At 63.8% G+C, this 21,756-nt stretch carries 16 protein-coding genes; 10 read left to right on the top strand and 6 right to left on the bottom strand.

What is annotated here, in order from left to right; all coding sequences use genetic code 11:
- Positions 1-19: 19 nt before the first annotated feature.
- Positions 20-676: a hydrolase gene (locus tag CRO48_RS05055; RefSeq protein ID WP_097136936.1), complete on the bottom strand. Its 657-nt coding sequence runs from the start codon at positions 674-676 to the stop codon at positions 20-22.
- A 312-nt stretch (positions 677-988) separates the two neighbouring features.
- Between CRO48_RS05055 and CRO48_RS05050 the strand changes: the two genes are divergently transcribed.
- Positions 989-1,897: a helix-turn-helix transcriptional regulator gene (locus tag CRO48_RS05050; protein ID WP_097136934.1), complete on the top strand. Its 909-nt coding sequence runs from the start codon at positions 989-991 to the stop codon at positions 1,895-1,897.
- A gap of 44 nt (positions 1,898-1,941) precedes the next feature.
- Here CRO48_RS05050 and CRO48_RS05045 read toward each other — a convergent pair whose 3' ends face one another.
- The 3 genes from CRO48_RS05045 to CRO48_RS32070 all read right to left on the bottom strand — a co-directional run bounded on the left by CRO48_RS05045 (position 1,942) and on the right by CRO48_RS32070 (position 5,655).
- Positions 1,942-3,615 (bottom strand): calcium-binding protein, encoded by a 1,674-nt coding sequence (locus tag CRO48_RS05045; protein WP_097136932.1) that lies wholly within the window; start codon positions 3,613-3,615, stop codon positions 1,942-1,944.
- Positions 3,616-3,801: 186 nt separating this feature from the next.
- Positions 3,802-4,650, bottom strand: coding sequence for a helix-turn-helix domain-containing protein (locus tag CRO48_RS05040; RefSeq protein ID WP_176526658.1), 849 nt, complete (start codon positions 4,648-4,650; stop codon positions 3,802-3,804).
- A 90-nt stretch (positions 4,651-4,740) separates the two neighbouring features.
- Positions 4,741-5,655, bottom strand: a complete 915-nt coding sequence (locus CRO48_RS32070) for an AraC family transcriptional regulator (protein ID WP_176526657.1) — start codon at positions 5,653-5,655, stop codon at positions 4,741-4,743.
- A gap of 255 nt (positions 5,656-5,910) precedes the next feature.
- Here CRO48_RS32070 and CRO48_RS05030 point away from each other — a divergent pair, with 255 nt between their 5' ends.
- Both CRO48_RS05030 and CRO48_RS05025 read left to right on the top strand, forming a co-directional pair.
- Complete coding sequence (locus tag CRO48_RS05030; RefSeq protein WP_097136928.1) at positions 5,911-7,884, top strand: PAS domain-containing sensor histidine kinase; 1,974 nt, start codon at positions 5,911-5,913, stop codon at positions 7,882-7,884.
- Between the two features lie 91 nt (positions 7,885-7,975).
- On the top strand, positions 7,976-10,273 hold the full coding sequence (locus CRO48_RS05025; RefSeq protein ID WP_097137478.1) for an FdhF/YdeP family oxidoreductase: 2,298 nt from the start codon (positions 7,976-7,978) through the stop codon (positions 10,271-10,273).
- A gap of 174 nt (positions 10,274-10,447) precedes the next feature.
- On the opposite strand, the gene CRO48_RS05020 is transcribed toward CRO48_RS05025, so the two are convergent.
- Together CRO48_RS05020 and CRO48_RS05015 are read right to left on the bottom strand one after the other, a co-directional pair.
- Positions 10,448-11,164 (bottom strand): response regulator, encoded by a 717-nt coding sequence (locus CRO48_RS05020; protein ID WP_097136926.1) that lies wholly within the window; start codon positions 11,162-11,164, stop codon positions 10,448-10,450.
- A complete protein-coding gene (locus CRO48_RS05015) occupies positions 11,164-14,661 on the bottom strand; it encodes a PAS domain S-box protein (RefSeq protein WP_097136924.1) in 3,498 nt (1,165 codons plus the stop codon). The genes CRO48_RS05020 and CRO48_RS05015 overlap by 1 nt, the downstream gene beginning before the upstream one ends.
- A 268-nt stretch (positions 14,662-14,929) precedes the next feature.
- Here CRO48_RS05015 and CRO48_RS05010 point away from each other — a divergent pair, with 268 nt between their 5' ends.
- From CRO48_RS05010 to CRO48_RS04980, 7 genes are all read left to right on the top strand, one after another.
- On the top strand, positions 14,930-15,616 hold the full coding sequence (locus tag CRO48_RS05010) for a response regulator (protein WP_097136923.1): 687 nt from the start codon (positions 14,930-14,932) through the stop codon (positions 15,614-15,616).
- A 100-nt stretch (positions 15,617-15,716) separates the two neighbouring features.
- Complete coding sequence (locus tag CRO48_RS05005) at positions 15,717-16,361, top strand: helix-turn-helix domain-containing protein (protein WP_245423432.1); 645 nt, start codon at positions 15,717-15,719, stop codon at positions 16,359-16,361.
- A gap of 32 nt (positions 16,362-16,393) precedes the next feature.
- Positions 16,394-17,464, top strand: coding sequence for an extracellular solute-binding protein (locus tag CRO48_RS05000; RefSeq protein ID WP_097136919.1), 1,071 nt, complete (start codon positions 16,394-16,396; stop codon positions 17,462-17,464).
- A gap of 152 nt (positions 17,465-17,616) precedes the next feature.
- Positions 17,617-18,444 (top strand): ABC transporter permease, encoded by an 828-nt coding sequence (locus tag CRO48_RS04995; protein WP_245423443.1) that lies wholly within the window; start codon positions 17,617-17,619, stop codon positions 18,442-18,444.
- The gene (locus CRO48_RS04990; RefSeq protein WP_176526656.1) at positions 18,441-19,232 is read left to right on the top strand and encodes an ABC transporter permease; all 792 of its coding nucleotides are present in this window, start codon (positions 18,441-18,443) and stop codon (positions 19,230-19,232) included. Before CRO48_RS04995 ends, CRO48_RS04990 begins: the two co-directional genes overlap by 4 nt.
- A 1-nt stretch (position 19,233) precedes the next feature.
- Positions 19,234-20,349 carry an ABC transporter ATP-binding protein gene (locus CRO48_RS04985; RefSeq protein WP_097136915.1) on the top strand — a complete coding sequence of 372 codons (1,116 nt, stop codon included), beginning with the start codon at positions 19,234-19,236 and terminating at the stop codon, positions 20,347-20,349.
- Positions 20,350-20,365: 16 nt separating this feature from the next.
- Entirely contained in the window at positions 20,366-21,751 is a 1,386-nt protein-coding gene (locus CRO48_RS04980; RefSeq protein WP_097136913.1) for an NAD(P)/FAD-dependent oxidoreductase, read from the top strand.
- Positions 21,752-21,756 lie beyond the last annotated feature (5 nt).

The following is a 21,756-nucleotide window of genomic DNA, read 5'->3' as shown; positions in this document are numbered from 1 at the left end:
GGCAGCATCCGGTACGGGATCAGTGCCCTTCGGCAGCGTTGAACATAGTCTTGGCGTAGATAATGCCAAGACCGTAGGCGCCGCCGAACTGCTTGGCCACCCCCGTCGTCATGTCGTAGGTCTCGGTGCGCGCCCAATCGCGCTGAAGCTCCAGCATGTACTGCAGCGAGGTCATCGGCTGTGCGCCGGCCTGAACCATGCGGTCCATGGCGCGGTTGTGCGCCTCCTCGGTAACGTCGCCGCAGGCGTCCGCGAGCACATAGACCTCAAAGCCCTGGTCGATCGCCGACAGCGCCGGTCCGACGATGCACACGCTGGTCCACAGGCCGCTCAGCACGATGCGCCCCTTGCCGATCCGGTTGATCTCTTGGATCACCGCGGCGTCCTCCCAGGTATTCATGGAGGTGCGGTCGAGAAGCTTCTGCCCCGGGAAGGCATCGGTGATCTCGCTGAACATCGGGCCGGAGAAGCTTTTTTCGGCAACCGTGGTGAGAATGGTCGACACGCCGAAACCCTTCGCGGCATTGGCCACGAGCGCCGCGTTGTTGCGCAGGTTGACGGCATCGATGTTCTTGGTGGCGAACGACATCTGCGACTGGAAGTCGATCATGATGAGCGTGTGGTCCTGCGGCGTCAGAAGCCTGGAACCAGGGGTCGGCGTCGCTTGAACGGCCATGTCTTGTCCTCGATTGGTTTTGAGTTGAAGCGCGAATTGCGCATGAAACAATGGCAAGGTGGCGCTGGCGGCGCTTGCGCAAATCGCTCGCCATTTGGACAAATCGACTGCCGTCCTAGTCGGATCGCCCGTGGTTGCGTGCATAGCGTTCAAATCGGTGCAAGATACGCCAACTTATGCGTGAAAAGACGCACCCAAGGCATTCGCCATGAGAAACTGCGATATCGCAGGCGGGCGGCACCGGTGATACAAGCCGCGCTTCTCAGTCATCTCGCCGCCATCGCGCGGTGAAGGCCAAATGGAAAGGAAGCCATGCAAAGGCGATCTGCCGGCAACAACCAGTACATGGAGTACCTCCGCGTCAGGCAGGCAACGACGCTGCAGGCTTCCGTGCTCGACAGGGGCATGATCACCACCACCCGGCTGACGCGCAATTCGCCCAACCATGGCTTTGTGGACCAGCACGTCACCGAGGACGCGTTCCTGTTGTCGGTGCAACTGCGCGACTATCATGGCGACCTCTGGGTGGATGGACGCAAGGTCGATTTTCCGTGCGCACGGAAGGGAAACTTCACGCTCTACGACTACAACCGCCTCTGGCAGGCGGACATGAAGTCGGAATTCGACTGCGTGAATTTCCACCTGCCGCGCGCCGCACTGACATCGCTGGAAGAGGATATCGGATCGCGCCGCATCGAGACACTCAACGTCAGGCCGGGGGCAGATGTCGACGATGCGACGGTGCGGGGCCTGGTTGCCGCCCTGTTGCCGGCGCTCGATGAGCCGATGGCCGCCAGCCGCCTGTTTCTCGACCACATGGCGTTGGCCCTCGCAGCACACATGGCCGTCACCTACGGCGAGGCGAAGGAGCCCGCAACCGTGCACGCCGGCGGCCTTGCGCCTTGGCAACTCGAGCGCGCGACAGCGATGATCGACGCAAATCTCGGTGGAAACCTGTCGCTTGCGGCGATCGCGACCGCATGCGGCCTCACCCCGCTCTATTTTGCCAAGGCCTTCAGGGTATCCGCCGGCATGACGCCCAACCGCTGGATGCTGCAGCGGCGTATCGAGCGGTCCAAAGGGCTGATGCGGACCACGACGATGTCGCTTGCCGAGATCGCCGAAGCCTGCGGCTTCGCCGGCCAGAGCCATTTCACCCGCAGCTTTTCAAGATCGGTGGGAACGACGCCGGGAGAATGGCGACGGTTGATCCTGTCGTAAGCGACGGTTGTTTCCTGCGATCGCCGGGCTCACAGGATGTGGGATCAGAAGATGAAGTCGCCCTTGTCCAGCGCTGCTATCTTGACGTCCTTCAAAAGGATCAGGTCGCCGTTCAGTCCGTCGATAAGGACATCGGAGCCCACCTGTTTCATGTGGTTCAGCGACAGATCTGCGTAGCTCGTGACGCTGGCAACGCTCGAGAGGTCCAGCACGTCGTGCCGGGAGCCGATTGCCGCAAAGTCGGTGATGGTGTCCTTGCCGTCGCCGGTGGCGAAGACGAAATGGTCGGCGCCCGCTCCCCCGGTCAGCAAGTCTTTACCGCCGTGGCCCCAGATCGTGTCGTTGCCGCCGCCGCCCTTGATGACGTTGCTGCCGGAATTGCCGTGCAACTGGTTGGCCAGTGAATTGCCCGTGGCCTTGATGTTGGCCGATCCCGTCAGCGTCAGGTTTTCGAAGTTGGCGCCGAGCGCGAAGCTGACGCGCGACTCTACGAGATCCGTGCCCTCGCCCGCGCGCTCCACGAGTTTGGTCGCGGCATCGCTGATGACATAGACGTCGTTGCCCTTGCCGCCCTGGACGCGGCCCGTCACCTTGCCGCCGGTGCCGTCGAAATAGTCGCTGCCGGAGCCCAGGATCACTGATCCCTTGATCGTTCCGCTGTTGAAGACCGACTGGACGCCGCTGCCGCCGAGAAACGCGGTCCCGGTGCTCTGGACGAGGCCGTAATTGTGAAATGTCGAGGATGCGGCGTCGGTGAAATCGACCGCGGCGATCTTCGCCTTCGTCGCATGAATCGTGCCGTAGTTGCCGACTGTCGCGGCACTGCCGTCGATCTCGATGCCGCCCGCAGCCTTGATCGTCTTGTTGTTGGTCACCGTCGCCTTGTCCGCGTCGATCGAGATGGCATAGGCGGACGAGGAGATGGAGCCGTTGTTTGTCACCTTCGAGCCGTCGCCGCTCACCACGATGGCATCCTTTGCGGCTTTCAGCGTTCCGTCATTGTTGGTCACGATGGCCTTGGTGCCGGAGGCGACGATCGCCGCGCCCTTCGTCGATGTAATGAGCCCGTCGCTCGTGATCGTCGCCGCCTTGCCGGTGGAGACGATCGCGTCGGTTTGGCCCTTGAGCGTGCCATGATTGGTGAGGACGGCGGAGGAAGCGGACGAAACGAGCGCATGCGCCTTGGTCGAGACAACCTCGCCATTGTTGGTGAGGCTGGCGGAAGAACCCGACAGCATGAGCGCGTCGCCGACGGCCTTCATCGAACCGTTGTTGATGACCATCTCACTCTTGCCGCCAGCCTTCAGGACGCTTCCTGCCGATGACGAGACGAGGCCGTTGTTGACGAACTTGGTCGCGGCGCCCGAAATCGAAAGGGTCGTCTGCACCGCCTCGATCGTGCCGTGATTGACCAGCTCCAGTCCGCCGCTGCGGATGTCCATGCCATTGGCTTTGCCGGAGACCTTACCGGTCTTTCCGATCACGAACAGACTTTCGCTGTCGGCCATGCCCTTTGCGCCGAACTGCACCGCATAGCCGGAAGCGGAGAGAAGCGTCCCGTTGATGTAGAAGGAGCGATCCGTCGCCTTGCCGGCGGCGATCAGTGCCGTGCCTGCCGCATCAACGGTCACCTTTGCGTTGACCACCAGCTCCATGTCGCTGTCGGGCACCGACACGGCGGTCATGCGATTGGCGGTGATCACAATCTTTTTCGTCATCTGCTCATCATGTGCAGGGGTCTATGGCAGCTTCCATAGACCAATCTGCCGAAGGAAAGGAAAAATACGCCGAAGGGGCGTCGGAGATTTGCGGGGGATGGTAAACATATGCCTCCGTCCCGCCGGCTTCGCAAGCAATACAACTGAAAGCGTCTGCCCGCCAGCCTCCCGGATCGCCCAGCACCGTCAGCCGGCACGCCCCCTGCGCCGCCAGTTGCCCGGCGTCTCCCCGATCATCTCGGAAAAGACGCGCGTGAGATGGCTCTGGTCGGCGAAGCCGCATGCGGCTGCGACTTCGGCGATCGGCATGTCGGACTTCAAAAGATCGCGGGCGCGCGCGACGCGATATTCCGTCAGCCACCGGTAGGGCGTCTTGCCGAACGTCTCGCGAAACGCCTTGATGAAATAGCTGCGCGACAGGTCGCATGCCTGCGCAAGTTCTGCGATGGAGACCTGGCCGTTCGCCCTGCCGGCCAGCAGCTCCGTCGCCCGTTTCTCCTGCCAGGCAGCCAGCGTTCCCTTCTTGCGCGGCGGAAAATGCACACCGCCGTATCTCTGCGTCAAATGGGTCAGCAGAGCCATGCCGATGTGTTCCAGAAAGAGCTGCCCGGCGTCCTGCGGGCGTTCCAGCGCCGGCAGCAATGCCTGTGCGATGCCGAGAACGACGCCGTCCTTCTTCCCGGAAACGCTTTCAAGCCCGGAGTATTCCAGCCGTCCGGCCTCGGCCGCAAAGTCACGCAACTGCGCAAAAGGCAGGTGGAAGCGAATGTTGTCAAACGGCGAGAGGTGATGGCATCGCCAGCTTCTCCGCAGGTCAGTGACCGCCAGCGCGCCGCGCTCGTGCCCTCCGTCATGGACAAGCACCCCATCACGCCACAGCCGGTGCCGACGGAAATCGGCGAGCTGAACGATCGCGCTGAAGGCCTCCTGCCGGTCCGACGCCGGCAACGGCGCAAGATCGTCACCGTCGTAGCGCAGACGCGTGATCTCGATTCCGGAAACCGTGATGCTCGATCGGGTTGGTGAATCCGGCATGTTCCTATGCCCTTGTGCAATTTCGAAATCTTTGTCGCCAAGCCCCGTCCGGGCGGCATGCTGCGATCGGATCATAGCGGGATACAGCAGCTATTGCAGCCGCGTCGTCCGCCAGACGGCCGGCGGCATGCCCGTCTCCTTGGCAAAGACCCTGTTGAACTGCGCCTGGCCGGAAAAGCCGCACTCGCCGGCAATCGCCGTCAGCGACAGCGTGCGTTGGGCCAGAAGCTCTTTCGCGCGCGCCACCCGCGATCTGCTCACCCATTGCCCGAGCGTACATCCGACCGCCTTGTGGAAGCTCTGTGCGAAGCAACTGGCCGGCAGTCCGGCGGCCGCGGCAATGGCCGACACCGGGATGGCCGAACGGGTCAGGTTCCTGACAATATAGGCTTTCGCAGCGACTTCCTGCGCCGCCGAAAGCGAAGCGGCGGATGTTGCATCACGCGAGGTCCGGCTTGCGCCATAGCGATGCAGGAGATGCCCGCAAAGCGCGATAGCCATGTGCTTGAACGTCACCGGCAGCGGTGCTTGCCCCCTGTCGAACATGGCGAGAAAGGCGGTTCCCAGATTTGCGATCACCGGGTCGCTTTCACCCCGCCGGCATTCGAGCCTGCCGTCGCTGGCACCGGGGGCGAGGTGGTCGAGCTCCTCGAAGAGCGCCCGGGGAACGACGAAACCCAGCGAATCCAGCGTGCTGCAAAGACGGATGATGGCCCCGCCCGCCAGATCTACGAGACAGATCGAGCCCTGAGGATAGCGCCTCGCTTCGGTGAACGAGCCGTCCTGCAGGACGTCGCAATGGTCCACGTCCGCAAGGTACAACATTACGAAATAGGCCCTTTGGGCGGGAATGGTCAGCATCCTCGTCTCGCCCGGCGCGACCTCGCAATGCAAGCGGCTCACCGAGAAGCGGGCCTTCCCGATCGGTGCGGTCACGCAACGTGGCGCTTCGGCAATGCCGAAATCCGGCCCGTTGCGTGCGATATCGTGCAAAAATGAGGTCAACGCTTCCGCTTCTCCCGGCCGGCGCCTCGCCTGCCCGATCACCGATCCGACTTCTTGGCGTGAACATAGTCGGCCGATTTCGGGCTGACAACGCGTCAGGAGGCCATAAAGAGCTGATCTGCGGTGATCCAAGCAAGTTCGTGTCCATATCGTGCAAAACAGGCGACCATCGTTCAAGAAGGCGGGCGCCGGTTGGACCAGTATCCCGCCCCACTGCCCGAGATCGAATCCCGGGAGGCGTGAAGGGGTGATCGAATGGATCAGCAGGTCGTTGATCACAAACGGGACAGGATCGGTTTCGCCGGTTCGGGCTGGGGCGCCCACCGTTATCGCACGGCTGTGGCCGTTGCGCTGGGCACAGTCATCTTCGCCATTGACACTTTCACCTCGCTCGGCAGCGCTGTGGCAGTGCTGTACGTGCTGGTCATCTTCATTGTCGGCGACGTCGCCGACAAGCGCGCGATCAGGTTTTGCTCCGCTGTCTGCGTCCTGCTGACGGTCATCAGCTTCGTCGCCGTCCACGGCCTTCATTCCGACACCCAGGCGCTGCTGCGTCTCCTGTTCAGCCTGTCCGCCAACCTCGTGACGACCGTGCTGCTCTTGCGCCGCCACAGCGATCTCATCGCCCTCAAGGGACAGGCGCGATTGCTCGAGTTGACCAGCGATGCGATCTTTCTCAGGGATGCTGCCGGAAAGGTCATCTACTGGAACCGGGGCGCCGAGGCACTCTACGGCTGGTCGGAGAAGGAAGCGATCGGCAGAGATGCTGCCCAGTTGCTTCCCGCAACCTTTCCCGTATCGCGCGACCAGGCGGAGTTTTCGCTTCTTGCCAGCGGCGGCTGGCAGGGTGAACTCGTCGTCACCACGAAGAGCGATCGCACCGTCGACATCTTCACGCGCTGGCAACTCGAGCGCAATGGCAGCCATGGCATCGAGACGGTGCTGGAAACGGCGATAGACATCTCCGAGAGGAAGGCGTCCGAAGCGGCCTTGAAGGCCAGCGAGCACAGGTACCGCACGATCTTCGAAACGTTGGCGGTGGCGATCTGGGAGCACGATCTGCGGGACGTAAAGGCCGAATTGACCGCCCTGCGGGCAAGCGGCATTGCCGACGTTCGCAAGTACCTCGCCGAACACCCGGAATTCGTGAGGCGGATGCGGAGGATGGTCCGCGTCACCGATGTCAACGAGACTGCTCTGAAATTGATGGATATCGAGCGCAAGGAGGAATTCTTTTCCCGTCTCGACCAGTTCCTGCCGGACAGCGACACGACCTTTGCGCAATGCCTCGTGGCGATCGACGAGGGGCACCCGACGTTTCAGGCGGAAACCACCGTCGTCAGCCGCTCGGGCCGCATCATCCCCGTCATCGTCATGCTCAGCTTCCCGCCGGACGGCACGCCGCTCGACCGGATACAGGCCAGCATCATCGACATCACCGAGCGGCTGAAGTTCCAGGAGGCGCTGGAAGCATCCCGCCGCGAACTCGAGGGGGTGTCGCGGGCGGCGATGATCGGCGAGATCTCGGCCTCGATCGCTCACGAGGTCAATCAGCCGCTGGCCGCCATCATGGCCTTCGTCCAGGCGGCGCAACGCTGGCTCAAGCGTGACCAGCCCGATCTGGAGGAAGCCCGCCTGGCGCTCAACGAGGCGATCGTCTCGACGGAGCACGCCTCCGAAGTCGTCAAGCGCGTGCGGATGCTGCTGGGCAAGGCCAAGCCGGACACGGGTGAGGTGGCGGTCGATGCGGCGGTTGCCGAGGCGATCAACCTCAAGCGGAAGGAACTTGCCGCCCACGGCGTCAACCTCGAGGTGGATCTGCGCGCCGGATCCGCTCTGATCCAGGCGGACCGGGTGCTGCTGCAGCAGACGTTCCTCAACGTCATCACCAATGCCATGCAGGCGATGGAAATGGCCGGGTCGCCGGAACGCACGCTGGCCATCCGCACGCAGGTGAGCGACGACGGCCTGCTGATCGGCTTTGCCGACACCGGCACCGGGATCGATGCCGAGACCGGGGAAACGCTGTTCAAGGCCTTCAACACCACCAAACCCAACGGCATGGGATTGGGCCTTGCCATGTGCCGATCGATCGTCACCGCCCATGGGGGCTCGATTTCGCTCTCCAACCGCGGTGACAGGAAGGGAGCGGTGGTGGAGATCCGTATTCCCGGCGCCATCTACTATCCGGCGGAAAGTCCCCTTCAGGCATCTGAGCCCGCAGTCTGAACTATACAAAGGTTTGCCCCGGCAAACCCCAGTATGATTGAATGCCTGCCCTCTGCTTGCGATCCTGCCGGAAATGGCGATGGAGCGAGAGATGACAGAAAAGCGTCCCGAAGGCATCGAACAATACGACGCGCCGGCCGGTGGCTGGGGGGCGTTGAAGGCGGTCGCCAGCACCCTGGCGCATCAGCAGATCGTGGCCCAGGGCACAGCCACGCTGCTGAAGGCCAACCAGCCGGAGGGGTTCGACTGCCCCGGCTGCGCCTGGCCCGACCCGAAGCACACCTCCTCTTTCGAATTCTGCGAGAACGGCGCAAAGGCGATCACCTGGGAATCGACAGCCAGGCGCGTGCCGCCTGAGTTCTTTGCACAGAACACCGTCAGTTCGCTCTGGCACTGGACCGATCATCAACTGGAAGACCAGGGGCGACTGACCCATCCGATGATCTTCGACCATGACAGCGATCGCTACCTGCCGATTTCCTGGGAGGATGCGTTTGCGACCATCGGGGCGGAACTCGGCAAGCTGGAGAGCCCGGACGAGGCCGAGTTCTACACCTCCGGCCGCGCCTCCAACGAGGCAGCGTTCCTCTACCAGCTGTTCGTGCGCGCCTTCGGCACCAACAACTTCCCGGATTGTTCGAACATGTGCCACGAGGCGACCAGCGTCGGGCTGCCCCAGGCCATCGGCGTTGGCAAGGGCACCGTGACGCTGGAGGATTTCGATTCCGCCGATGCGATCTTCAGCTTCGGCCATAATCCCGGCACCAACCACCCCCGCATGATGACGACGCTGCACAATGCGTCCCGGCGCGGCGTTCCCATCATCGTCTTCAATCCGCTGAAGGAACGCGCGCTGGAGAAGTTTGCAGCACCGCAGAACCCCGTCGAGATGGCCACGCTGTCATCGACCCCGATCGCCTCAGCCTACCATCAGGTCCGAGCAGGTGGCGATCTCGCCGCACTGAAGGGCATCATGAAGATCGTCCTTGAGAAGGATGCGGCAGCGCTGGCTGCCGGCCGGCACGGCATCATCGACCGCGCCTTCATCGAGGAGCACACGACAGGGTTCGAGGCGTTCCGCAAGGATATGGAGGACGCGCCGTGGGACCGGATTCTTGCCGTCTCCGGCCTCACCTATGAAGCGCTGGAGAGCGCCGCCGATGTCTACATCAACGCGGAGAACGTGATCCTCTGCTACGGCATGGGCATCACCCAGCATCGCCACGGCACCGCCAATGTGCAGCAGATCGCCAATCTCCTGATGCTGCGCGGCAATATCGGCCGGACCGGCGCCGGCATCTGTCCCCTGCGCGGCCATTCCAACGTCCAGGGCAACCGTACCGTCGGCATCACCGAGATTCCCGGACCGTCGCTTGCGGACGGCATCGAGCGCGCCTTCGGCTTTCGCCCCTCGATCATCAAGGGCCACAATGCCATCGAGACAGCCGAGGCCATCATCGACGGCAGGTCCAAAGCGCTCGTCTGTCTCGGCGGCAACCTTGCCGTCGCGATGCCCGATCCGGGCGCGATCTTCGCGGGCATGCGCAAGCTCGATCTGGCCGTCCACATCGCCACCAAGCTGAACCGGTCGCACCTCCTGACGGCCAAGGTCTCGATCGTGCTGCCGTGCTTCGGCCGCACCGACCTCGATACCCAGGCCTCCGGCCCGCAAGCGGTGACGGTCGAGGATTCGATGTCGATGGTGCATGCCTCCAGGGGCTTTCTCAACCCGCCGAGCGAGATGCTGAGATCGGAGCCGGCGATCGTCGCCGGCATCGCCAAGGCGACACTCGGGAACCGCTACGGCATCGACTGGGATTTCCTGATTGCCGACTACGACCGCATCCGGGAAAAGATCGAGGTCGTCTTTCCCGACTTCCGCGACTTCAACAAGCGCATCCGGGTGCCCGGCGGCTTTCGCCTTGATGTCGCGGCTTCCGACCGGCGCTGGAAGACGCCGTCCGGCAAGGCGGTCTTCCTGCTCGCCCCGGGGCTGGACGAAGATCCCCGGCAGAGCGATCCGGAAGCGCTCGTGCTCACGACGTTGCGCAGCCACGACCAGTACAACACAACGGTCTACGGCCTCAACGACCGCTACCGTGGCGTCTTCGGGCGCAGGGACGTCGTCTTCATGAACCGGCACGACCTTGCCGAGCGCGGCCTGTCGGAGGGCGACCTGATCGATGTCAGCTCGCTCGTCGCAACGGACGGCGCCCCCCGCACGGTCAGCCGCTACACGGCGGTGGCCTACGACATTCCGAGAGGATCAATCGCCGGCTACTATCCGGAGATGAATACCGTGGTCGCGCTCAGCGACTATGACCCGGCATCGGGCACGCCAGCCTACAAGGGTGTCCCCGTGAAGGTCGTGCGATCCGACCCTGCATGAGGCATCGCGCTGATCGCGACGCATCGGCCTGACAGTGCGTTGCTATCCTGCCGGCCATTCGGCCGGCACGAGGCGCAGCGCTGTCATATATGGTCATGAGAGGGGCGCAGCCATTGACGAACACGAATACGTCCCTGCCGTGTCGCGCGTGAAGCGATCTGTTGCAACAGCACATCAGGGATCGAACACGTAGCCTTCGCCGCGCACTGTGCGCAGAAGCGGCGCGTGAGCCGTGGCCGCGAGCTTTCGGCGCAGCCGGGCGATGCGGATGTCGACGCTTCGGTCGGCCTCCCCAAGCGGCCGGCCATGCGCCAGTTCGCACAGGCGGTCACGCGAAAGCACCTGCCGCGGATGCCGCGCAAAGGTCTCCAGCAGATCGAATTCCATCGAACTGACGCCGATTTCCACCCCGTCGCCATCGAACAGCCTACGCCCGTCCGGATCCAGACGAAACGCGCCGAAAGCGAGCCCCTCCGCCGGGCGCATCGATGGAGGCGCGGGTGCCGGCAATCGCCGCAGGACGCTGCGCAGCCGCGCCAGCAGTTCGCGCAGCTCGAAGGGTTTGACGATGTAGTCGTCCGCCCCGTAACTCAGGCCGGCCACCTTGCTGGTTTCGTCCGCATTGGCCGTCAGCATCACGATCCCCATGCGTTCGGCTCGCCCCCGCAGGCGCCGCACGATGGACAGGCCGTCCTCGCCAGGCATGTTGACGTCGAGAACGATCGCCGCGGGCCGTCGCGCCGCCAGCAGCCGGTCCAGCGCCGCTCCGTTTTCCGCAGCGCTCACCACAAATCCCTGCAGGGACAGGTAGTCTTCGATCATGCTGCGCAGCCCGGGCTCGTCGTCGACGACGAAGATTTCCGGCAGTGGGGAGGCAACCGCTAGCGACATCACGAGACCCGCGTGGCTGGAGGAACATTGTCAGCGGTCGACATCAGCGGGCGCAGAGCCTCGCGCAACGTCGCGAGATCGATCGGCTTTTCAACGACCGCGATGCCGGCAGCAGAAAGATTGACGTCGGCCGACAAGGCGTCCCCGGTCATGATGAGCACGCGGCCGGCAAGCGACGGGCGGTGCTCCCCGACGAAGGCCAAAAGGCGTTCGCCGCTCATGTCGGGCATGCGAAGATCGGTCAGCACCGCATCGAATATCCCGGTCAGGATAGCCCGCCGCGCCGCCGGACCGTCGGACGCCACCGTTACGTCGACCCCTTCGGCGGAAAGCGCCTCGGAAATGTAGTGGGCGATCGCCGGCTCGTCATCCACCACCAATATGCGCCCGGACAGGCGGAACGCCCCTGTTTCGGTCGCAGCGGCCGTGTGCGGCGCCATCTCGGTCGTGGGCAGCGACACCCGGCACAGTGTGCCGCCCCCATCCGCGGGCTCAAGCGACATTTCCCCGCCGTGGGCCTTGACGATGCCGAGGCAGACCGAGAGGCCGATTCCGGTACCGACGCCCTGCGGCTTGGTCGTGAAGAAGGGTTCGAACGCCCGCTGGCGGACGGTCTCGTCGATGCCGGGACCGCTGTCGCGCAGGTCGATCACGATCTCGTTGCCAACCACGTCGGTTTTCAGCGACAGCCGGCGCGGGCCGTCCTGATCCATCATCGCCTGCTGCGAATTCAGAAGGACGTTCATGAACACCTGATGCAGCTGGTCGGCATCGGCCAGCACCGGCGGCAGCGCCGGCTGAAAGCGCTCACGCTCGATGATGATGCCGTTGCTGCGCAGCCCGTAGGCGGCAAGTTCCGTCACGTCGTCAAGGATCTTCTCGATATCCACGCACCGCTTTTCCACCGGCTTGGAGCGGGCCATGGCCAGGAAGGTACGCACGATACGCGCGCAACGCTCCGCGGCAAGCTGGATCTCCTTCGTACGGCGTTTCGTCGGCTCGTCCGTCGCCAGTTCGTGAAGCATGCCGGCGTAACCGACCACGATCGAGAGCGGATTGTTCAACTCATGGGCGACGCCTGCGAGGAGCGAGCCGAGCGCGGCCAGCTTTTCGTTCTGATGCAGGGCTTCCTTCTGCCGGTCGAGTTCTTCCTCCGCCAGCTTTTGCGGCGTCTGGTCGACGACGAAGACACCGACCCCTTCCACCCCGCCGTCCTGCGACCGCAGCGGGAAGCGGATGAACAGGCTGTACAGAAAGGGAGCGAGCGAGGGATGATACTGCTCCTCCACCTGGACTTCACCGGTCACCAGGACTTCTCTTACGGAGCGATCCATCATTTCGGCTTCGGCGAAGGGAATGATTTCCGCGGTCGTGCACCCGATCAGCTCCGTTTCGCTGTGCTTCAGCCGCTTGACCGTCTCCGGATTGGCCATGGTGAACCGGCCGTTCCGATCCTTCGACAGGATGGCGACGGGTGCGTGTTTCATGAAGGCGGCCATGCGGGCCTCGCTCGCCCGCAGCGCCTCTTCGGCCAGCTTCCGCTCGGTGATGTCACGGCCGATGGACTGCATCTCCACCAGATTGCCCGCCTCGTCGAATATGCCCGTATCGGTCCATTCCTCCCACCGTACGGAATCACCGGTCGGCGCCAGGCTTCGGAAGACGATGGTGCTCGAAGGATGTTCCGGCGAGAGCGACAGGACATGCTGCCGGTGCGTGTCGCGATCTTCGGGAACGATCAGATCGAAATCGCTGCCTTCCCGATTGAGAAGCCGCTCCTTCGACATGCCCATGTATCGGCAATAGGCGTCGTTCACGAAGGTGGTGGTTCCGTCGGGTGTGTAGCGGGCGACGAACTCCGTCTGCGTATCCACCATGGTGCGATAGCGCTCCTCGCTGTCGCGCAGCTGGATTTCCGCCTGCTTGGCGGCGGTCACGTCGCGCAGCAGCACCACTTCGCCGCCCATGGGCATCCCATGCCTGCGACCGGTGATCCATCGCCCTTTGAAGAGCACTGGCTCCGCCTCTTTGTCGTCGTGTCGTCCGATCAACGCCGACAGGCATGCAGATATGCCCGCCGCATCCGTTTCCTGCAGAAGCTCGGTGAAGGCCTTGTTGACGACGACCGGGCGACCGTTGCTGTCGAAGATGGCAAACCCATCCACGAGGCTGGAGGTCGCCGCCAGCAGTCGTGCCTCGCTTTCCTCCAGCCGCGCGCGATACTTCCGGCTGTTTGTGAAGGCGACCGCGATCGCGTCGAAATGCTCGCGCCATGTCTCCGGAACCCTGGGCCGCTCGCAGGTGACACCCGCCATATGATCGGCAACGTAGCGGGCAAGCTTGATGCTGGGGCCGATGAAGGCGCGATGGAGAAAGTACAGCGTCATCGCCAGTGCGCCGGCAAGACCGAGAAGGATCAGGCCATAGGAAGCCATCTGCGGCGCCACTTGTGCGCGAACATCGGCGACGGGCACGACATAGGCGAGCCTGAACGGAGATCCTTCCAGTGACCGCGTCAGCAGCCAGTCGTCGCCGACGAGCGAGAAGTTCGGCCTTTGCCCCTCGGGGATTTGCAGCGCGGCGACATGTTCGCGCATCAGCCGCGTATCCGCACTAAACGCGACGCCGTTGAGGCCGGCGATCTCACCGTACTGGTCGAGAATGGCGAGCATCCCGATCGGCTGCTCCATGTGCCGTAGAATGCCGTCGAACGCCGACAGCAATATGTCCGTGCCGACGACGCCGCGAAAGAGATCGCCTTCGTAGACGGGGGCAGCATAGCTGACCATGCGGCCCGCCCCGCCAGGCTCCGCATGGACGCTCGTCCAATAGGCGCGACGGTGCGGATTGCGTTGCGGCACCCCTCGCTGGAAGACATCATATGCAAGCCAGTCTCGCAGAAATCCGGCGGCATCCGTGCGTCGCAGCCGCTGCGGTGCTGCATCCAGCATCGCTTGCAGGGTTGTTCCAGGAAGAAAGACGGCGAAGTCGCCCGCAGACGAGATGAAGTAGCTCCAATGCGAACTCGAACCGAGCCGCCGCTCCAGCGAAAGCGTCGAAAGAAGCTCGATTCCCGCCTTTACCGTGGCTGTCGAAGTATCCGGATTGTCCAGCAGATCGGCAACCGCGACGAGATTGCCGCCCTCCGTCCCCGCCGCCGGCGAGGCCCATTCCAGCCCTTCCACCACCCTGCCATCGACCGTTGCCGAACTCTTGCGCATCTGCCCGGAAAGCACACCGACCGGACTTGCAGCGGGATCGGCAAGCCGGTCCTCCATCGTGAGCCGCATGCGCGACAGCTCGCGGCTCGCCTCGGCCAGCATCGTCTCCAGCGCGTGCTGCTGCTCGCCGGCAAGCGTTTCGAGCTCCGAGAGCAGGGCGGAGCGCTGGCGATCGAAATGGTCGCCGGCGAGGCCGACGATCAGGGCGAAAAGCGGCAGCGAACAGGCCAGCAGCAGCCAAGAGGAAGGACCGAAACCGGACATCCTTTGAGCCATGTTCGTCAGCAGCTCCCTTCCGGGCGATTCGTGTCGGAAAGCCGCCCCTCTGGATAACGATCAACGCGCATTGTTTCATCGGAATGTCGCAGTCGGCAAAGTGAAATTGGCGGCGCGGCGAGAAAAGCAGCCCACGAGGGTTTGAATTCTCACAAAACAGCGATCGAAAGCCCACTTTCTGCAAGGAACTCCCTCGGCAATGCTTTACTTTTACCGCCAAAGACGCTGGCATGCCACATCGAGCTGCCGGTAACTCTGGTGAAAAACAATGGCCGACCTGATCATCGTCGATGACGACCAGGCATTGCGGTATATGCTGGCCGACAGTCTTTCCTTGGCGGGCCACGACATTCGCCTTGCCGGCGATGCCGGCGAACTGGCGACGCACCTTGCCGGCCGCGCCCCCGAGCTCGTCCTCCTCGACATCAGCCTGCCGGGAGAGGACGGCCTCAGCATCGCCAGGCGGCTGCAGGCACAGGGCGACATCGGCATCATCATGTTGACTGCGGCCGACGACGTCGTCGATCGGATCGTCGGCCTTGAGATCGGTGCCGACGACTACGTCGTCAAACCCTTCTCGATCGCCGAACTGAAGGCCAGGATCGATGCCGTCCTGCGCCGGCGGCGGGCGCGAGGCGACAAGATCGTGCCGTTCGGCTCCTTCTCGCTCGATCTTCGCCGTTGGCGGCTCCTGACGGCCGGCGGCAGTGACCTCGGCCTGTTCCCGACGGAGATCGACCTGGTCGCCGCCTTCGCCACCAATCCCGGCAAGCTTCTGAGCCGCGACGAGATCCTGAGGCTCGCGCCAGCACACGGTTCCGACCCCACCGACCGCAGCATCGACACCCGGATCGCAAGGCTTCGGCGCAAGCTGGAAGACAATGGAGCGGACCCGGATCTGATCGAGACCGCGCGCGGCAACGGCTACATCTACAAGGGCGCCATCAGTCCCTGAAGACGCCGCTCACGAAACCGGCAAGCCGCCGGGCGGCATAATTTTCCGATGAAATGAAAACGCCTCTTGCCAAACTTCAAGTCACTTAATACCGTGTTAAGTGAGAGCAGCGGGAGTAGGTGAGATCGACGACGTCAGCCGCAAAAGGGAGATCTCCGTCGGCGAGAAAGTCAAGGCCTTTCGCACGGCACGGCGCATGTCGCTTCGCGCGCTCGGCGAGGCGACCGGAACGACGGCGAGCTTTATCAGCCAGTTCGAGCGGGGGCTGAGCGGGGCGAATACGAGCACGATGATGCGCATGGCCAGCGCGCTCGGCATCGGCATTTCGGACCTGTTCGACGAAAGCGAGGCACCGGTGCGCCAGGTGCTCCGCAAGGCCGACCGGCCCGCGCTGCCGGAAGCTGAGGGATATCGCAAGATGCTTCTGTCGCGGCGACCGATCCGCGACGTGGAAGTCTATATCGGCGAGTTCGACATCGGCGGCTCGACGGGCGAACGGCCCTACAGCCACGGCGATACGCATGAAATGTTCTTTGTCATCAGGGGACACGTGGAACTGACGCTCGGCGACGAGCGGCATGAACTGTTTGCAGGCGACTGCATCGAGTATCCGACGTCAATACCGCACAAGACGGTAAACGTCGGAGACGAGGTGGCGGAAGTCGTCTGGATCATCGCTCCGCCGACCAGCGTGGCGGCAGAGCTTGATCAGTACCAGCCCCGGAAAAGCTCGCTGCCGGGGTAGAACAATTGCGGGCATAACTGGGAGTCATGAGTATGAAGAAGATCAATTTCGGCCTCGCCGTCATGATGGCATGCGCCGTTTCCGTTCCCGCCCTGGCACAGGACAAGGCTGTCGCCGGCGAAGTTGCCGAAGGATCGCTGAAGGGCAAGACGCTGACCTTCGTCTCCTATGGCGGCATCTACCAGGACGGCCAGGTCGCCGCCCTTCAGGATTTCGTCCAGAAATCGGGCGTGACGCTTCTGAACGACGGCCCGACTGAGACGGCCAAGCTGCAGGCCCAGGTCGAATCCGGCAACGTCAGCTGGGACGTCGTCGACACCGCGGACCTGCCGCCCTACGTCCATTGCGGCACGCTGTTCCAGAAGCTCGACTTCTCCAAGCTCGACATCTCGAAGATCCCGGAAGGCCAGGTGGGCGAATGCTCGGTGCCTGCCATGAACTACGGTGTCGTGCTGATGTACAAGAACGACACGTACAAGGATAATCCGCCGACCAGCTGGAAGGACTTCTTCGACACCGAGAAGTTCCCCGGCGTCCGCGCCATCGACGGCAGCGGCGATCCCGTCGGCGGCCTGATCGAGCAGGGCTTCATCGCAGCCGGCGGCGACGCCAAGGCGATGACGGCCGACGATATCGAGAAGGGCATCGAGAAGATCCGCGCCCTCGGTCCCGACACGATCTATTGGAAGACCGGTGCTGAATCCCAGCAGCTCGCCGAGTCCGGCGAAGCCGACATGATCATGATGTGGACCGGCCGTGCCATGACGGCGGTGAAGAACGGCGCCCAGTACACGCCGGTGTGGCAGGACTGGCTGGTGGTGATGGACCAGCTGACCATTCCGGTCGGCGCCAAGGATCCGGATGCCTCTTACGCCCTCATCAATGCCTATCTCGGCAAGGAAGCGCAGGAGATCCTCACGGAGAAGACCTCCTACACGCCAATCAACCTCGACTCCAAGCCGAAGGTGGATGACGCCACGGCCGCCTTCCTCACCAACACGCCCGAGCGGATCAAGCAGGGCTTCCAGCAGAACATCCCGTTCTGGGTGAAGAACTTCGATCTCGCCAGCGAGAAATGGTCGGCTCTCCTCTCGGGGAACTGATCCCGTCGCCGTAACTGAAAGCAGGATCCGGGCGGGCGCCTTTGTCGCCCGGTTCCGCCCGCGTCAGGCAATACCGCGTCGACAGGAGAACGGCTTTGAGCGCCTTGCCCCAGACCGACAACCAGACCGCAGGCGGACGCCCGGCGCGGCGGCTGAACCTGCGCGACGCAGGCTGGCTGGCAGCGCCGGCAGTGCTGCTTCTGGCCGCCGTGCTCGTCTATCCGCTGGCGATCATCGTTCTGCGCAGCTTCAGCGAGCCCGAGCCGGGCTTGCAGAACTACATCTGGTTCTTCGGCTCTCCCGTCAACAGGGCGGTGCTCCAGCGCACCTTCGTCCTGTCAGGCTGGGTCACGCTCGCCTCCCTGATTTGCGCCTACCCCTATGCCTACGCCATGACCGTCGTCGGCAAGAACCTGCGTCTGATCCTCATCCTGTGCGTGCTCGTCCCGTTCTGGCTGAGCGGCGTGGTCAGGACGCTGGCATGGGTGATCCTTTTGCAGGATTCCGGCGTCATAAACTCGATTCTGCGGGGGCTCGGGTTGTCGCCCGTCAAGCTCATCCGTACGCAGCTCGGCGTCGTCATCGGCATGACGCAGGTGCTGCTACCCTTCATGATCCTGCCCATCTATTCGGTGATGAAGGGCATCGATACGAGGCTGTTGCAGGCGGCCCGCAGTCTCGGCGCGAAGCCCTGGCGGGCCTTCCTGCAGATCTATGTCCCGCTGTCCCTGCCCGGCGTCTATGCCGGCGCGATCATCGTCTTCATCCTGTCGCTCGGCTTCTACATCACGCCAGCGCTCCTCGGCGGCCCGCGGAGCACCATGCTCTCCTCGCTGGTCCAGAACCAGGTGCTCAGCCTGCTGAACTGGGGGCGCGGCGGCGCAATGGGCGTCGTCCTGCTTGTCGCCACCTTCATTCTTCTGGCGATCGCGGCCCCGCTGATGCGCCAGAAGCACACGCAGACGCGGCGGGAGAAATGACCATGCAGCTCTCCTCCCGCATTTTCCTCGGCCTCTTCTGCCTGCTGGTGGCCATCCTCCTGCTCGCCCCGACGCTGGTCGTCATTCCGATGTCGTTCAATTCCAACAAGTCGCTGGCGTTTCCTCCCGCCGGCTTTTCCTGGCAGTGGTACGACAATTTCTTCACCAATCCGGAATGGCTGCTGAGCCTGCGCAACTCGTTCCTGATCGCGACCGTCGTCGCGATCCTCGCAACCACGCTCGGAACGCTGGCAGCCTTCGGCGTCACCCGTGCCGCCGCCCGCACCGGCGGCCTCCTGCGGGCGATCCTGATCACGCCCATGGTGGTGCCCGGGGTGGTGCTGGCAATCGGTATCTACGCCGTCTACCTCGATACCGGGCTGGTGGGCACCGTGGCCGGTTTCGTCTTCGCCCACACCATGCTGGCTATCCCCTTCGTCCTGATCGCCGTTTCCGCCAGCCTCGAGGTTTTCGACCGCAGGCTGGAGACGGCTGCGGCGAGCCTCGGCGCGGGAAAGCTGACGGTCTTCCGCACCGTCACCCTGCCGCTCATCCTGCCCGGCGTGCTCTCCGGCGCCCTGTTCGCCTTCATCACCTCCTTCGACGAGATCATCGTCGCACTCTTCATCACGAGCCCCTACCTCAAGACGTTACCGGTCCAGATCTACAGCAGCATCACGCGCGACGCGGACCCGACCGTGGCCGCCGTCGGAACCCTGCTATTCCTTGCGACCTCGTTCATCATCGTTGCCGGCCTACTGATCGGCATGCGCCGTGGAAGGACCTGACATGAATGCCACCAACAGAACCCCCGGTGCTTCCATCGATATCCGCAAGGCGTCCAAGCGATACGGCAAGTTCGTCGCCCTGCGCGACCTCGATCTCAGCATCCGGCCCGGCGAATTCATGACGCTGCTAGGCCCCAGCGGATCGGGCAAGACCACCACGCTCAACCTGATCGCCGGCTTCACCGAGGTAAGCTCCGGCAGCCTGGAGATCGGCGGCAAGAGTGTGCTCGGCCTGCCGTCACACAAGCGCAACATCGGCGTCGTCTTCCAGCACTATGCCCTGTTTCCGCACATGAGCGTCGGCCGGAACGTGGCCTACCCGCTGACGCTGCGCGGCATCGGCAGGGCCGAGCGCGACGGCAAGGTCCGTCACGCGCTGGAAATGGTGAAGATGGCCGACTTCGCCCATCGCTATCCCAACGAACTCTCAGGCGGGCAGCAGCAGCGCGTGGCGCTTGCCCGCGCGCTGGTGTTCGACCCGCCGCTGCTTTTGATGGATGAGCCGCTCGGCGCGCTCGACAAGAAGCTGCGCGAATGGCTGCAGCTGGAGATCAAGCGCATCCATCGCGAGCTCGGCACCACCTTCGTCTACGTCACGCACGATCAGGAGGAGGCGCTCGTGCTGTCCGACCGCATCGCCGTCTTCAACGGCGGCCAGGTGGAGCAGATTGGAAATGGACGCGAGCTGTACGACCATCCGGCCACCCTTTTTGTCGGACGGTTCATCGGGGAATCGACCGTGTTGCGCGGCAAGGCCGATATCGTCGGTGGCGACACGGTGGTGTCGATCGCCGGAACCAAAATCGTCGCAAGCGGGAAGATTTCCGGCCACGCTGCACCGGTGATCCTGCTGCGGCCGGAGCGTGCCGTGCTGCATCGACCCGGCACCGGGGTCGTCGACGGCGAGAACCGCCTGAGCGGCATTGTCGAGGAGGCGATCTATGTCGGCTCGGGCTCGAAGTACGACATCCGCCTGAAGGACGGCACGACCGCCGTCGTGCGCAGCCCCCTCGGCGCGCCCGAATTTGCCATCGGCGACACCGCCGAGATCGCATTCCGGCCCGGCGACGTCACGCTTCTTGCCGACGACGCCAGCGCCGACATCACCCTGACCTGATACACGGATCCTTCACATGCAAGCCAAGACCAACGGCAACATCTCGTTCTGGTATGCCGACATCGGTGGGCTGCCGGCCAGACGCCCCTCGCTGCCCGGCGACCGCGAGGCGGACGTCTGCATCATCGGGGCCGGCTACACCGGCCTTTGGACCGCCTACTACATGAAGAAGGCCGACCCGCGGCTGAACATCGTCGTGGTCGAGCGGGAATTTGCCGGCTTCGGCGGCTCCGGACGCAATGGCGGCTGGCTGTCCGGCGGCTTCAGCTGGTCTCGCGAGAAGTACCTCAAGACATCCAGCCGCGGCGCCGTGGTCGACATGCAGAGCGCCATGGCGGGGACGGTGGACGAGGTCATCCGTGTCGCAGCCGCAGAGGGCATCGATGCAGACATCCTGCGCACCGACAACATCACGGTCGCGACCAACGCCGCACAGCTCGAGCGCGCCAGGGAGGAATACCAGTTCTATCTCGATTGGCAGATGCCGCGCGAAAGGATCGACATGCTGTCGGCCGAGGAAGCTTCACAGCGCATCCGGATCGCCGATATCAAGGGCGCCTTCGTCATTCGCGACATGGCCCGCGTCCAGCCGGCCAAGCTGGTGCGGGGCCTTGCCGACGTGGTCGAGCGCCTGGGCGTGACGATCTACGAGGGCACCGAGGTGACCGCCTTCGAAAAGGGACGCGTCACGACGGCATCCGGCACGGTTCGCGCTCCCGTCGTCATCCGCGCCACCGAGGGTTTCACCGCCGGCCTGCCCGGCCATGAACGGACCTGGCTGCCGTTGAACAGCGCCCAGATCGTCACCGAGCCGGTGCCGGATGACCTGTGGAAGGATATCGGCTGGGAGGGGCACGAACTGCTCGGCAACGCCGCCCACGCCTATTGCTATGCGCAGCGCACCCGCGAGGGCCGCATCACCATGGGTGGTCGCGGCGTGCCCTATCGTTACGGATCTGCAACGGACGTCAACGGCCAGACGCAGCAGGCGACGATCGACCAGCTCCACCGGATCCTGACGCGCCTCCTGCCGCAGACGAAAAAGCTGCGGATCGAACATGCCTGGTGCGGCGTCCTCGGCGTGCCGCGTGACTGGTGCACGACGGCAGGCTTCGATCCCGCAACCGGCATCGGCTGGGCCGGCGGCTATGTCGGCCTCGGCGTGTCGAGCTCGAACCTGGCCGGTCGCACGCTTGCCGATCTCGTGCTCAAGCGCGACACGGAACTGGTCAGCCTGCCCTGGGTCAACCGCACGGTACGCAAATGGGAGCCCGAGCCGCTGCGCTGGCTGGGCGTGCACTCCATGTACCAGCTCTACCGGATCGCCGACGAGCGCGAGGAAGCCGGCCTGCCGACGACGTCGAAGCTTGCCGTCCTGGCCGACAGGATCACGGGACATTGACGCTC

Source organism: Rhizobium subbaraonis, assembly GCF_900220975.1.
Taxonomy (GTDB): Bacteria; Pseudomonadota; Alphaproteobacteria; order Rhizobiales; family Rhizobiaceae; genus Mycoplana; species Mycoplana subbaraonis.
Note: the sequence above shows the minus strand (reverse complement) of the source record. Positions and strands in the feature narration are given on the sequence as shown.

Bases quoted from the DNA above. Each gene is read 5' to 3' on its own strand.
- CRO48_RS05025 (WP_097137478.1), top strand. From the start codon at position 7,976: ATGACAGAAAAGCGTCCCGAAGGCATCGAACAATACGACGCGCCGGCC.
- CRO48_RS05020 (WP_097136926.1), bottom strand. From the start codon at position 11,164: ATGTCGCTAGCGGTTGCCTCCCCACTGCCGGAAATCTTCGTCGTCGAC.
- CRO48_RS05050 (WP_097136934.1), top strand. From the start codon at position 989: ATGCAAAGGCGATCTGCCGGCAACAACCAGTACATGGAGTACCTCCGC.
- CRO48_RS05045 (WP_097136932.1), bottom strand. From the start codon at position 3,615: ATGACGAAAAAGATTGTGATCACCGCCAATCGCATGACCGCCGTGTCG.
- CRO48_RS05055 (WP_097136936.1), bottom strand. From the start codon at position 676: ATGGCCGTTCAAGCGACGCCGACCCCTGGTTCCAGGCTTCTGACGCCG.
- CRO48_RS04985 (WP_097136915.1), top strand. From the start codon at position 19,234: ATGAATGCCACCAACAGAACCCCCGGTGCTTCCATCGATATCCGCAAG.
- CRO48_RS05000 (WP_097136919.1), top strand. From the start codon at position 16,394: ATGAAGAAGATCAATTTCGGCCTCGCCGTCATGATGGCATGCGCCGTT.
- CRO48_RS04990 (WP_176526656.1), top strand. From the start codon at position 18,441: ATGACCATGCAGCTCTCCTCCCGCATTTTCCTCGGCCTCTTCTGCCTG.
- CRO48_RS05010 (WP_097136923.1), top strand. From the start codon at position 14,930: ATGGCCGACCTGATCATCGTCGATGACGACCAGGCATTGCGGTATATG.
- CRO48_RS05030 (WP_097136928.1), top strand. From the start codon at position 5,911: ATGGATCAGCAGGTCGTTGATCACAAACGGGACAGGATCGGTTTCGCC.
- CRO48_RS05015 (WP_097136924.1), bottom strand. From the start codon at position 14,661: ATGGCTCAAAGGATGTCCGGTTTCGGTCCTTCCTCTTGGCTGCTGCTG.
- CRO48_RS04980 (WP_097136913.1), top strand. From the start codon at position 20,366: ATGCAAGCCAAGACCAACGGCAACATCTCGTTCTGGTATGCCGACATC.
- CRO48_RS05040 (WP_176526658.1), bottom strand. From the start codon at position 4,650: ATGCCGGATTCACCAACCCGATCGAGCATCACGGTTTCCGGAATCGAG.